Annotated in this window: 9 protein-coding genes; 3 read left to right on the plus strand and 6 right to left on the minus strand. The window is 59.9% G+C overall.

The window, feature by feature from the left end; genetic code table 11:
* Positions 1 to 49: 49 nt before the first annotated feature.
* The 6 genes from AC1DZP_RS32155 to AC1DZP_RS32180 form a co-directional block, all read right to left on the minus strand.
* Positions 50 to 2,266, minus strand: coding sequence for a 3-hydroxyacyl-CoA dehydrogenase/enoyl-CoA hydratase family protein (locus AC1DZP_RS32155; RefSeq protein ID WP_477307958.1), 2,217 nt, complete (start codon positions 2,264 to 2,266; stop codon positions 50 to 52).
* The gene (locus AC1DZP_RS32160; RefSeq protein WP_477307960.1) at positions 2,263 to 3,399 is read right to left on the minus strand and encodes a thiolase family protein; all 1,137 of its coding nucleotides are present in this window, start codon (positions 3,397 to 3,399) and stop codon (positions 2,263 to 2,265) included. Before AC1DZP_RS32160 ends, AC1DZP_RS32155 begins: the two co-directional genes overlap by 4 nt.
* 17 nt (positions 3,400 to 3,416) lie before the next feature.
* Positions 3,417 to 4,199, minus strand: a complete 783-nt coding sequence (locus AC1DZP_RS32165) for an enoyl-CoA hydratase/isomerase family protein (protein WP_477307962.1) — start codon at positions 4,197 to 4,199, stop codon at positions 3,417 to 3,419.
* 256 nt (positions 4,200 to 4,455) lie between these two features.
* Positions 4,456 to 6,009: an ABC transporter substrate-binding protein gene (locus AC1DZP_RS32170; protein WP_477307964.1), complete on the minus strand. Its 1,554-nt coding sequence runs from the start codon at positions 6,007 to 6,009 to the stop codon at positions 4,456 to 4,458.
* Between the two features lie 458 nt (positions 6,010 to 6,467).
* Positions 6,468 to 7,553 carry a Zn-dependent alcohol dehydrogenase gene (locus AC1DZP_RS32175; protein WP_477307966.1) on the minus strand — a complete coding sequence of 362 codons (1,086 nt, stop codon included), beginning with the start codon at positions 7,551 to 7,553 and terminating at the stop codon, positions 6,468 to 6,470.
* Between the two features lie 183 nt (positions 7,554 to 7,736).
* A complete protein-coding gene (locus tag AC1DZP_RS32180) occupies positions 7,737 to 8,528 on the minus strand; it encodes a hypothetical protein (protein ID WP_477307968.1) in 792 nt (263 codons plus the stop codon).
* Positions 8,529 to 8,823: 295 nt separating this feature from the next.
* Between AC1DZP_RS32180 and AC1DZP_RS32185 the strand changes: the two genes are divergently transcribed.
* The 3 genes from AC1DZP_RS32185 (at position 8,824) to AC1DZP_RS32195 (ending at position 13,098) form a co-directional block, all read left to right on the plus strand.
* On the plus strand, positions 8,824 to 10,026 hold the full coding sequence (locus AC1DZP_RS32185) for an aromatic ring-hydroxylating oxygenase subunit alpha (RefSeq protein ID WP_477307970.1): 1,203 nt from the start codon (positions 8,824 to 8,826) through the stop codon (positions 10,024 to 10,026).
* A 320-nt stretch (positions 10,027 to 10,346) separates the two neighbouring features.
* Positions 10,347 to 11,342 carry an NADPH:quinone oxidoreductase family protein gene (locus tag AC1DZP_RS32190; protein WP_477307972.1) on the plus strand — a complete coding sequence of 332 codons (996 nt, stop codon included), beginning with the start codon at positions 10,347 to 10,349 and terminating at the stop codon, positions 11,340 to 11,342.
* A 652-nt stretch (positions 11,343 to 11,994) separates the two neighbouring features.
* Positions 11,995 to 13,098 (plus strand): NADH:flavin oxidoreductase/NADH oxidase, encoded by a 1,104-nt coding sequence (locus AC1DZP_RS32195; protein ID WP_477307974.1) that lies wholly within the window; start codon positions 11,995 to 11,997, stop codon positions 13,096 to 13,098.
* Positions 13,099 to 13,454: the final 356 nt, after the last annotated feature.

The following is a 13,454-nucleotide window of genomic DNA, read 5'->3' on the forward strand; positions in this document are numbered from 1 at the left end:
GCGGGGCGGGCGGACGTCGAACCTCCGCCCTTGGTTGAGAACGACCGGGTCAGTTTTGCAGTGGCTTGCCAGTCTTGAGCATATGCTCCATGCGCGCCCGAGTGGTCGGCATGGTGACGAGCTCACGCAGGGCTGCCCGTTCGAGCGCCATGATGTCCTCTTCCTGCATTGCTCGGTTCGGGTCGGCGTCTGGGCCGCCCGTGAGAACGCCGGCGAGGATCTCCGCGATGCGCTGGTCGGTGTCCGTCGCCCGGCCGGCCTGAACGTTGGCGGACACAGGGGCGAGCAGGCCAAGCTTGCCCGATGGCCCCCCAACCGTGATGAGCGCGGCCGCGGGCGGAGCATAGCCGTCCGCGAGTTCGAGCGCCTTTGCCTTTGCGGATGGCAACAACCGGTCGCGGTGCATGACGATACCATCGGCAAAGCGCAGGAACCCGGCCGCGCGCGCTTGCAAGGCAGAGGTCGTTACGGTTCCTGGCAGGATCGCATCGAAGGCGGTCGTGGCAGATGCCAGCGGTCCCCTAGGCCCGGAGCGGGAGGCTGCTCGCAGCAAGAGTTGCGTGCAGCCTCCCCATGCGGGGATGAGGCCCACCTTGGTCTCTGGAAGGCCCGCGTTTAGCTCCGCATGGGCAATCACAGCATCGGCATGCATGAGGAATTCGCAGCCGCCCCCGAGCGCGAATCCATGAGCCGCCGCGACGACCGGGACCCGAGCGTACTTCAGGCCTAGGAACAGCTTCTGCCCGCGTGCTATATATGCTTCGAGCGCTTCGATGCCGCCACTGTCGATCATCTTCATGATGAAGGAGAGATCGGCGCCGGCAGAGAAGGCGCGCGGGTCGTCGTTGCCGAGAACAAGCGCAGTAAAATCCCGGCCGACGCGTGACAGGGTGTCCTCCAGCGCATCGAAGACCTCCGGCGCGAAGGTGTTCATCTTGGTCTGCATCTGGAAGCAGGCGACGCCGTCTCCGAGATCTATTAGTCTGGCCGCTGCATTGCTGGCGATTTCGCGCGCGCTGCTGAGAAGGCTTGGGCTCAATGAAGCGGTGTGCTTCGCAGCTGTCTCCAGTCCGATACGTTCGGCAAGTTGAAACGGTCCCTCACGCCAGGAGTAGCCCAGCGCAATGGCGGTATCGATCGAGCCCGCGTCGTCGGCGATCTCATCCGCATGGTCGGACGAATAGGAGACCACGCGCGACAACACGGCCTGTGCATAAGTGCCAAACTTGCCCTTGTCGGCGAGCAGCGCTGCAATATCGCGCCCGCCGCCGGGCAGCGACGCCGGAATGACAGGGTGTTCCGGACGGTACTCGCCGGTTGCCAGATCAAGCGCCTCGCGCGATCCATCCCTGGCCTTCCGGTAGAAGCCCTGGCCGGCCTTGCGGCCATGTCGACCGGCCGCGATCATCGCCTGAATCGTCCGATCCCCCGGTAGGTCGAAATTGTGGATATCGTCGCTCGCCGGGAGCATCCGCATCATGCTGCCCCAGACATGTGGCACGAGGTCCACGCCGATCAGATCGAGCAGGCCGAAGACACCGGTGCGCGGCACGCCGAATACCGTATGAATCGCGTCCGCCTCCTCGACGGTCAGGCCGAAACGCTTGGCCTCCAGCGCGCCTACCGCGAGCCAATAGCAGCCGATGCGGTTGGCGATGAAGCCGGGCGTATCGCGGCAAATCACGACCGTCTTGCCGAGCCCGTCCCTGCAGGCGAGGGCGGCGCGCTCGAAAAGCTCCACCGGGTTCTCTCTGGCCGAGACGATTTCAACCAACTTCATCACGCGTGGCGGGTTGAAGAAATGGGTGATGATGAAGTCCCGCGCGAAAAGCTCGCTCTGGCCTTCGACAAGTTCGGCGCGTGGGATGGTAGAGGTGTTCGACGAGACGATCGTGCCCGGTCGACGAATCTCATCGATACGAAGATAGAGATCCCGCTTGATACCCAAGTCCTCGATCACTGCCTCGACGATCCAGTCCGCCTCGGCAAGGCGGTCAAGATTGTCCTCGACATTGCCCATGCGCACTAGCGCGGGGCTGTCGGAACACATAAAGCCGCCGGCCTTCACCTGCCGCGCGACGCCGTTCTCGGCATAGCCGTTGCGACTATCCTTGCCGACGATATCAAGAAGGTCGACAGGGATGCCGGCGTTGGCGAACTGCGCGGCTATGCCTGAACCCATGGAGCCCGCACCGATGACGGCGGCGCGTCTTATGCCGGTCGCTTCGATGCCGATGGCGGGGGCGTAAGGTGCTGTCGCCATCATGCTGTCTCCAGAAGCATTGCGATGCCCATACCGCCGCCGATGCACTGCGTGGCGAGCGCGCGGCGCTTGCCTTCGCGCTTCAGGAGCGACGCGGCCTTGCCGACGAGACGTGTACCTGTGGCGCCGAGCGGATGACCAAGTGCGATTGCACCCCCGTCGATGTTGAGCTTGGCCGGGTCGATGTCGAGTGCGCGGCGACAGGCTTCAGCCTGAGCAGCGAAGGCCTCGTTCATTTCTACAATGTCGACGTCGTTGACCGTAACACCGGCCCGCGCCATCGCCTTGCGCGATGCCTCGATCGGTCCAAGTCCCATCACGCCCGGGGCGCAGCCGGAGACGGCGAAGCTCTCGACGCGCGCGAGTGGTGCCAGGTTGTGGCGCTTCAGAAAGTCCTCGCTGCAGATAAGGGTGGCGGTCGCGCCGTCCGTCATAGGCGAGGACGAGCCGGCGGTGACGGTTCCGTCCTTCAGGAAAACGGTCTTCAGTTCGCCGAGCTTCTCGAGGCTTGTCGCGCGGACACAGCCGTCTTGGCCCGCAGACCCCGCCGCACCGCTGAAGGCTGCGATCTCGGCAGCCAGGCGACCGTCATTTTGTGCGGCGAGCGCCTTGGCATGGCTGGTATATGCAAAGCGGTCCTGATCTTCGCGGGTGACATTGCATTCGCGCGCGACACGCTCCGCAGTCAGTCCGACATTGACATAGTCATCGACGACCTGACGGCTCCAACTCGGATGCGGCAGCACGTTGAAACCCATCATGGGCACGCGCGACATGCATTCTGTGCCACCCGCTATGAATGCCTCTCCTGCATTCATGGCAAGCATGCCAGCCGCCATCTGCACCGCCTGGATCGAGGAGCCGCACCAGCGATTGACAGTCGCTCCAGCCACCGTCTCCGGCAAACCGGCGAGCATGCCGACGGCACGGCCGATGTTCAGTCCCTGCTCTCCTTCAGGGAAGGCGCAACCCCATACAACGTCTTCGATGTCCCCGCCCGCAACGCCGGTGCGCTCCAGCAGTGCCCGAATGACATGTGCGCCCAGATCGTCCGGCCGGACATTGGCGAGCGCTCCCTTGCGCGCGAAAGTGAAAGGCGAGCGTACGTATCCGGCGATGTAGGCGTGCTTTGGCATTTGGATGTGTCCCTCTCTCAGGATCTCGTAAAAACAGGTATGCGCTTTTCGAAGAAGGCCCCGACCGCCTCTGCAAAGTCGGGATGCTCGGCGCAGTCGCCGAAGGCCTTGGCCTCAACGTCGAGTTGCTCGCGATAGCTGCGGTCAAGCGAAGTACGGATTAGCCGTCTGGTAACGCCGTAGGCAGTTGTCGGGCCATTCGCGAGACGGAGTGCCAGTTCGCGGGTTTTCGCTTCGAGTTCGTCCTTCGGCACGACACGATTGACTAAACCAAGACGCAATGCCTCATCCGCGCGGATGTTGTCTGAAAGCAACGCAATCTCAAGCGCCTTGCGCATGCCGACGAGGCGTGGAAGCGCCCAGCTGCCCCCGCAGTCCGGCGAGGCGGCGATCTTGGTATAGGCGAGATTGAAGGTCGCATCCTCGGCCGCGATCGCCAGATCGGCGTTCATACAAATGGACATGCCGGCACCGGCGACCGCGCCCTTTACGCTGGCTATCACGATTGGATCGGCCTCTGCCAGTTTTTGCAGCCCCGACTGGATCGGCCTGATGAGGTCTTCGGCCGCCGCACGCCTATCCGTCGCGGCCTTGAGATAAGCGAGATCCCCGCCGGCGACGAAAGCGCGTCCTTCGGCAGACAGGACGACGACGCGGGTGCGCTTGTCGGAAAGCGCCTCGTCTACCGCGACGGAGAAGCCGCTCGCCATCTCGAGGCTCAATGTATTGAGCCGCTCGGGGCGATTGAAGCGAAGTTCGGCGATGCCGTTCGCCACGGTGAGAACGACCGCTGGGCTCATGCAGCCACCTTTTCTGGGAGACTCGCGCCGTCCGTCACCGGCTCAGGGCGTAGGGAAGCAGACATCCCTTGTCTGGCTTTGACTTAAGTGCCGCCGCCTGGATTGTCGCGATCCGGTAGGCCGCATAGGTCGTACGAGGTGTTCCGCTTAATTAGACATTCCCGGCGCACAAGCTGGACTCGCTGAACCCAAGGCCCAGCGATTCTTGCTCTCCGACGTGTCGTCGAATGGGCGGAAATCGTGCAAAGGCGCTTTGTCAGGCCTGCTTCGAAAGCGCTGCAAGGGAAGCGGGCTCATCGACGACGAATATATTTCCTTCAACCGATCGGTGAACCAAATAGTTTTGGTCCGCGAACACCGGCATTATTCGAGCAGACTCCTCAGCGGCCCGCTGCAGGGCCTGGGTGTACATTTCCTTCTGTTTGGCCTTGTCAGGCTCGCCCACCGCCGCGGTAATAAGCGCCCGGAGCTTGCCGTCGTCGTCGAACTTTGCACCATTGTAGATGCCGCCCTTGGCATAGCCAACGTCGAGAATGTCATGTGCAAGTCGTCGGCCCAGAATCGTCACCCAGCACTGCTTCTTCTGATCCACCTGGTCCCAGTAAGTCTCGACTGGCCACTGAATGACGTTGACCGTTATTCCGATGGCTTTCAGGTTTTCGGCAAAGATCACGGCCATGTCGACCATTCCAGGGAATGCCGGCGAAGTATAAAGATCGTATGCGAATCCGTCAGCATAGCCGGCTTCGGCGAGCAACTCCTTGGCTTTGGCGACGTCGGGCTTAATAACTTTCATTCCCTGCGGGTAGTAGAAGTCACTCGGAGGTACCGGGACATCCGGCGTGGTCGAACCAAGGCCGTAGAACGCGTTGTCGAGGATCATTTGACGATCGACGGCCAACTTAACGGCATGCCGGACGCGCTGGTCATTGAACGGCTTCTGCGACGAATCATGCTCGATCAACATCGCAACATAATCTTTCTGGGGCATCAGTCTCACCCCGGAATTCCCGGCCAGTTCCTTGGCCTTCGCGGGAAGGATGCGGTCGACAACATCAACGCTCCCGGAAAGGACGGCCTCGATCTTGGCGTTTTGATCGGGGATGCCGATGCATTGAATTCCGTCGAGGTAGACGATGTCTTTGTTCCAATAGGTGTCGTTGCGAGCCGCTTCCCATGACTGACCAGGGTCGAAAGAAACGAGCTTGAACGGACCGGTTCCAACTGCGGTATTGACCTCCGTGGTCGGAACGGTACCCTTCTTCACAATGCTGGAATACCAGGACGTGAAGCCAAATGGGAGAAGCGTATCGGGCTTCTTCAATTTGATCTTCACCGTGTGACCGTCAGTTGCACTCACTCCCGTGAGATCGAAACTCTGGGCGTATCGCGAGTGCATCGCCGAACCGTTGGCGGGGTCCAAGTGACGCGAGAGCGTGTAGATGACGTCCTGTGAACCGAAATCAGAACCATCGTGGAACTTGACGCCCTGGCGCAGATTGAAAGTCCATTCCAGGGCTCCAGCGTCATATGTCCAGCTTTCAGCCAGGCAGGGCTCGAGGGTGAAATCAGGTTTCCGACGCACGAGGGGCTCAAAGATCGTCCAGACCAGCGGCATCGATGCGCCGTTTTTGGCGCTGATGGGGTCGAGCTTTTCACCTGCCTGAACATCTCCCCATCCCACACGAAGCGTTCCGCCTCGGGTGGGTACGGCGAAGGCGGCGTCCGAACCCCAAATCAACGAAGTTGTTGCGATGGCCGCTGTCGCTTGCAGAAGCTGCCTGCGCGAAAGGTTGTTATCGGCTTTCATGGTCCACTCCCATTGGCTTTTGATTTCCCGAACTAAACCAGTAGAGTCGGCACTTGGGCATCCGCAATTTGTGAACCGAGTATCGGAAAAAGCGGAGTAGTCGGAAGGCGCTCTCAACCGCGGGGGTCGCTTGCCAGTCGTCTCTACCCGCAAATTCTCTCAAGTCGATCCTCATGGGCTCGAGATGCCGAGGCTGCTCTGCGGACTTGCGGTTACGGGCGGGACACGACGCTCAAGCTGCGCATCTCTTCTTGCGGCAGCAGACCACGTCGACTTCCAACTTGACGTAGACGGCAGGGCTGCCCGCACCGTCGGGACAGACCGTATGGGAACTCCATTCCGCGCCAGGTGACTATGCCAATAGCAAAACGATGCCTCACTTGCGGCAACTTCAGCGCAAATTCCGGACGGAAGGCATTCGGCTCCCGGCGCGTTCGGTTGCGAATGCCGCTTCACAATCACAAGGCGAAGTCTATGACCTGACGCAGGGCGTTTCCCTTCTTCATGATGGCATAGCCTTCGTTGATCTGGTCAAGCGGGATCTGGCTGTCGAGCATATGATCGAGCTTCAGCCGGCCCTGACGGTAGAATTCCACATAGCGGGGCACGTCGAGCCGGAAGCGGTTGCTGCCCATCTCCGACCCCTGGATACGACGCCCGTCGAGGAACTGGGCACCATGAAGCTCAATTTGAGTTCCATAGGGGATCATCCCGATTAGAGTGGAGAGCCCGCCGCGCTCGAGCATCGCGAACGATTGCTCAGCGGTCTTCTTTGTGCCGACGCACTCGAAGGCGTAAGTAACACCGCCAGCCGTGAGCTCGCGGACCTGCTCGACCGGGTCGCCGTCCCTGATGTTGATTGCGTCCGAAGCGCCGAGCGCCCGTGCAACCTCGAGCTTCTCGGCAACTGCATCGATCGCGATGACGCGAGCGGCTCCAGCCAGTATGGCGCCGTTGACCACGGAAAGGCCGATACCGCCACATCCGATCACCGCTACGGTGCTGCCCGGCTCGACCTTGGCCGTGTTGAACACTGATCCGACGCCGGTGATGACGGCGCAACCGATGAGCGCTGCACGGTCGAGCGGCATCTCCTTCGCGATTTTGACCAGCGCGTGCTCGTGAACGAGCATCAGCTCGGCGAATGTCGAAGTGTTGTAGAACTGATGCAACTGCTTTCCCTTCCAGGACAGGCGTTGCGAGGTCCCGGTAGGCAGCTTCACCGTCGTATCGTCACAGTAGTAGGGGCGCCCGCTGATGCAGAAGTCACAGCCGCCGCAGAAGACTGACATGCATGTCACGACGTGATCGCCAGGTTTCACGTAAGTGACGTCCTCGCCCACCGCTTCGACTACTCCCGCGCCCTCGTGACCGAGGACCGCCGGCGTCGGGAACGGATACAGCCCCTCCATAAAGTGTAGGTCGCTGTGGCAAAGTCCGGCAAATGCTACCCGGATTAAGACCTCGTTTCGTTGTGGTTTCTGGATCTGAACGTCCTCGACCGTAAGCGGCTGGCCCGCGCCGTGGAATACTGCTGCTCTCATGGACACGACTCCTCATTCCGCCTCGACTATGCCGCGAAACCAATGCGCAGCCATTGCCATTTTCCGATGATTGCCTTGGTTCAGCTGTTGCCCAGGACCCCGGTATTTTCCCCGAACTCGCTCAATATCGGCTACGTTTTTTGCATATCCAATGATCCGGCCATGGACATCGCCGGACGTCGCCTAAACCGGCACCGCTATCACGATCGGCTCTTTCAAATCCGCGGCAAGAACACTGCGGACCCTGTCGCCGTCCTCGAAGGACGTCAGCGGAAAGGATGTTGATGCTAGTTTCCCCGCCTCGAAAAGGGCTACAACTTGCTCGAGTTCGGACGTTGTTCTGTTGTCTCGGCGGTGATCAGGCGAGCTCACGTTTCCATCCCGGTGGACTAGTAGACCGTCCTCCCGAAGGTACACGCCATGCGGCTTCAATTTTGGGAGGAGTTCGTGGTACGCTCCCGCTGGCCGGCAATCTAGAATGACGTCGTAGGTACTGCTCGAGCCGGTGATGACTTTAACTTCGCTTGATCCGACGAGGTGGTGCCAGATTTCGGAAGAGGGCAGCACGTCGACCTCAACGCGGGTGCTTCGCAATCCGCTCAGATGAGCAACCGCAGGCCCAAGCTTCTGATCTGCTCCCATCACCAAGACCGCTTCGTCGCGCGCCACTTCACCCCAATGCAGCAGCAACTCGGCCCGCGCATAGTAGGTTGGCAGGAGTGCGGCGAAAGGAACAACGATTTCGCCCTTTAAGGTGACCGTCTCATCGACCAGAACGCGCTGATATTCACCAAGCTCCCCCGCTCCGAGTGCCATCGTAATGTCGGGGGTTCCCTTGCACGCAGCGCAGATCTGATCGCCCAGACGAAAGGCGGGCACCTCCTCGCCGACGGCGATTATCTTGCCCACGACCGTCAGGGTGGAGGCGCTGTCCTGCGAAGAAGATGGCAGGACACCCCAGTATGCGACCTTCACGACGACTTCGCCGACCCCTGCAAGAGGGGCGGGGACTCTCGGTTGGATTTCGAGTTGGCCGCTCACCCGTTGGTAAGCGCGCATACAATGAACTGCCATCCTTGCCCAGCTTTCAATACGTCACCTTGACTAGGCCATCTCAGTTGTTCCTCACCATCGGCATTTGTCGAACCATCTATGCTGAATTGTCGATGTTCAAAGCACGTCAGAACGCTAGTGTGAGCTAAGACCGCCGTTGCCTAAATTGCGAGCAGGAACGATCTTGGGCGCCGCGAATTCAGCGAAGGGAGCCAACATGAAACAGAGCGAACCGGAAATCAAAGATGAAGAGCGGGAACCACTTTTCAGGCCTACGGGGCGTGCTGCTGGCCTTCCAGGACGCGCCTACTACGACCCGGCCTTTTATGAAAACGAACGTCATACGATCTTCAGTAAAAACTGGATGGGTATCGGTTTCGCGGCAGACGTCCCCGACGCAGGCGACATTCAACCGATAAGCGTCGCTGGATGGGAACTCATCACGGTCCGTCAGAAGGACGGAAGCATCAAGTGTTTCCATAATATCTGCCGCCATCGGGGCATGCGCCTGGTCAAGGAGAAGGGAAACGCGCGGTCGATCCGCTGCATTTTCCACTGCTGGACGTATGCTCTCGACGGAAGGCTGGTCGCGACTCCGGTCATCAACGGAGTCGACGAGCATCAATCGGAGGACTTCGATTACAGTGAGCTGGGTCTGAAGGAGGTCCGATGTGGCCAGTACCTGGGTATTATCTTCGTCAATCTCGACGAGAACGCGGTGCCGCTTGAGGAGTACCTGCGTCCTGTGAGGGAGCGGTTGGAAGGCGTGTTCGACATGTCTCTCATCCGAGACGGGAAGACCGTCAACACCATGACCTACCCTGTAAACTGGAAAGTCGCTTACGAGGGTGGCATCGAAGACTATCACGTCGGCTTCGTGCACAAGAAAATGAGCCACAGCCCCGTCTACAAGTTTGAAGACGGCGGCGGGACTTACGCAGGGTTCTCGAATACCCGCAAGCTTGACGACCTTAAGGGAGCGATTTTCGAACCGTCCCTTGACGGGAAAACCTTGCCGATTTTCCCCAGGATGGAGCAAACAGGAGTCACTGATGCAATCACGCTGTTCATCTTTCCGACTGTCGTCATCAGCTGCAAGCCCAACAGTGTAAGAACATCGGTATCCCTGCCGCAAGGTCCTGAAAAAACCGAGTACTACGCGCGTACATATTTTATCGGCGAGGGGGCGACAAACCCTGCCTATCAGAAGCTGCGCGACGGGGTCCAGGAGTTCTGGGCGGACGCTTTCCACGAGGACGACGTGGTTTGGCGCGAGATCCAGGCGATGGTGAAAATCCGGGAGGATCTCAAATTGGGAACGCGTTTTTCGCCGCACTGGGAACGTGCATTGCACGCGTTCCAGAAGTACGTTGCGAACGCAGTTGACGGTCAAGCGCAGCCGGCACGTGCACATGGGTAGCTAACTTTCACCATCACGCTCGAGTGCCCCGAGGGATTGGTTGCTCAAGGCACGTTTTTCAGGGGAGCTTGGCTGCGCTCCGGTGGAACTGTACCGTCCGAAACTGACGCGATCATGGTCAACGTTCCCTTAGGTAGCGTAGGCTCTATTGGGTGGGGGCCCAGTTGGGCGGGCTGAATACCTTGAAACGCCTATCGGTCGACAATCCGGTCGGGGACATGCCTTGCGCCAGTACCGGGCGTCGGACCCAAAAAAGCGAGGGACACAGGCATTCCAAAGGGCTGACGACGATGTTACCTCTCGACCGCGCGGAGATCAAAATGAAGGCCATATTGAGCCGCGAGCCCGGTGGACCAAATGTGCTTGAAATGGGCGAAGTTCCGCTGCCCGAACCGAAGCCACGCGAGGTACGCATCAACGTGGCGGCTATCGGCGTTAACTTTCCCGATCTGCTGATGATCGAGGACAAGTATCAGTTCAAGCCGGACAGGCCGTTTTCTCCTGGAGGAGAGGTCTCAGGCACCGTCGATGTAGTGGGTGGCGACGTCTACGATCTCAAAGTCGGTGACCGTGTCCTGGCCTTAACGCTCTGGGGCGGCATGGCGGAAGCGGTCGTCGTGGATGCCCACAAGGTCTTTCGCATCCCGGACGCGATGCCGTTCGACGAGGCGTCGGCCTTCCTGATGACCTACGGCACGTCCTGGCACGCGCTCCGCGACCGCGCCGATCTGAAAGCTGGCGAGACGCTCCTTGTATTGGGCGCGGCAGGCGGCGTCGGGCTCGCGGCGGTTGAACTGGGCAAAGCGATGGGCGCACGGGTCGTCGCAGCCGTGTCCTCCCGGGAAAAGCTGGACGTCGCGGAACGGGCGGGCGCATCCGACGGCGTGGTTTATCCGACAGGTAGCCTCGACAAAGCGGCGCAAAAGGCATTGTCCGAGCGGTTTAAAGCGGTATGCGGCCCCGACGGAGCCAATGTGGTCTACGATCCAGTCGGTGGCGATTACAGCGAGGCGGCGATCCGTTCGATCGCCTGGAAGGGGCGTTATCTTGTAATAGGTTTCCCCGCTGGCATATGTAATCTGCCGCTCAACCTGCCGCTGCTGAAGGGCTGCGACGTCCGCGGTGTGTTCTGGGGCGCAGCCGTGGAGCGTGATCCGGCGCGCAACAACGCCGCGACCGCCGAACTGTTTGACCTCTACGGGAGCGGCAAGATTAAGCCGCACATCCATGCAACGTATCCCTTAAGGCAGGCTGCTGAAGCGCTCAGGTCGCTCGCGTCCCGAAAAAGCGCGGGTAAAGTCGTAGTTACGATCTGAATGCTCCGACTGAACGCAGACGCTAGGTGACCGATTGCCTGCCTGCCTCACCGATGCAGCAGGCGCCGCCGGCCCGATCCTTGAGGCCGTTGAACAAATAGGTCGAGTTACGTCCCTAGAGCCTGGCGGCCGCCGACGCCGGGTCCAGGCTTAGCCAGGCCGAACGCTTCTTTGCCGAACCTGACTAAAACCAAGTCAAGCGCGGCGTCCAATGTCAACGCGACAACTGGAGACGGCAAACAGAGCAAACCAACCGTCAGTGAAGATCCAAAGCCGTTGAGAGGGGCCGCGTCGGAAACGATATCCTCGACATCATCAAGCGCCTTTGTTCTGGCTGCGCTTCAAATCGCGCAACCCCAAAGCGAAATGGTGGAAATCGCGAACCAGACACTCGTCTGCAAAATGAGCAGGGCGGCCTCCGCCAATGTTTTTGCGACATGAGGAAAAAGCCTTAGGGAGTTCCATCACAGCTTTGCGATGCAAGCTTCTGACTTTCACGAAGCCTAGGGCTGTTCTTATTGGGTAAGGCTGAGGTTGACAGCGTGGCGCTGCAGAGCAGCAGCTGTATCGTCGCTGCTTTGGCGGCGAAACTGCCAGTGCGCTTCGATCGCTACAATAGCGTAATGCAATTGCCCTATCGATAGGCGGCTCGATGTCGACTCTGTTTTCTCCCTTCAGGCTCAAAGACGTCACCTTGCGCAACCGCATTGCCGTTTCACCGATGTGCCAATACTCCGGCGTCCAGGGAATGGTGACGGGATGGCATCTTCCGCACTACGCTGGCCTTGCCCGCGGTGGGGCAGGCCTCGTCGTCGTCGAGGCGACTGCAGTGTCACCAGAAGGACGCATCACCCAAGGATGCCTTGGCATCTGGAACGATGAACAAGCTGAACGCTTGGTAGGCATCGCACGTTCCATCAAGGCCGCCGGCGCCGTGCCTGGAATACAAATAGCGCATGCCGGGCGCAAAGCGAGTGCTAACCGCCCCTGGGAGGGCGACGATCATCTGTCCCGAGATGATCCTAGGGCATGGCAACCGATAGCACCTTCGGCATTGGCGCACGGAAATAAATTATCGCGCGTCCCAAGGGCGATGTCTCTGGACGACATCACCCGCGTGAAGAACGACTTCGCCGCAGCCGCGAGGCGCGCATATCAAAGCGGATTCGAATGGATCCAACTGCATTTTGCCCATGGGTATCTGGCGCAAACATTCTATTCCTCTCATTCGAACCTGCGTGAGGACAGGTATGGCGGAACCTATTCAAATCGCATCCGCTTTCCCTTGGAAACGTTCAACGCTGTTCGCGAGGTCTGGCCGGAGCGTCTACCCCTGACCATGCGGCTCGGTGTCATCGAGTATGACGGCCGCGACACCGAGACGCTGATCGAGTCCATCGATCTGATCAAACGCTTGCGTGGTGCCGGTCTCGATCTCCTTGATGTCAGTATTGGGTTCACAACGGACAAGGCGAGAATCCCCTGGGGTCCCGCGTTGTTGGCACCGATCGCTGGCCGTGTACGCCGGGAAGCAAATCTGCCCGTCGCGTCATCCTGGAATATCGATACCTCCAGTCGGGCCGAAAACGCGCTCGCCAACGGGGAACTGGATGTCGTCATGGTCGGCCGGGCACACCTCGCGAATCCCCATTGGGCCTATGCCGTAGCCCGCAGTCGTCGAATTCCAACGCCCACCAGCTTATTGCCTGCGCAATACGCCCATTGGCTTGAGCGCTACGGCTCTGGCGCCGACTAGGCCGGTAAGCCGCGCCGCGGCAGTCAGGATAGCCGCCCATGTTCGCGTGCCTTGCGCGAAGTAGGGATTGGTCGCTCCATTGACCCTCCATCGAGCTTTACGTCCATGGTCGTTATACCTCTGATTTCAGCGGTAATAATGCGGGACCGCTGCCGGCATTTTGGGCATGCTTTACCGCGCGATACCAACACAGGAAAGCTATGCATCTCGCCTAGGTAAAGGCGAGGTCACCGGTCGCAATTGTTCAACAGCCATCAATCGCTGTTTGCGTTCCAAAAAGTTCCGTCCCAAGCCCTTGTGAAACGCCTCAAGGTGCGCCGAATTAGTGCTGCCTTGAGGAGGCTGCGCGGAATAGA

The organism is Mesorhizobium sp. P2_F8, from assembly GCF_056403655.1.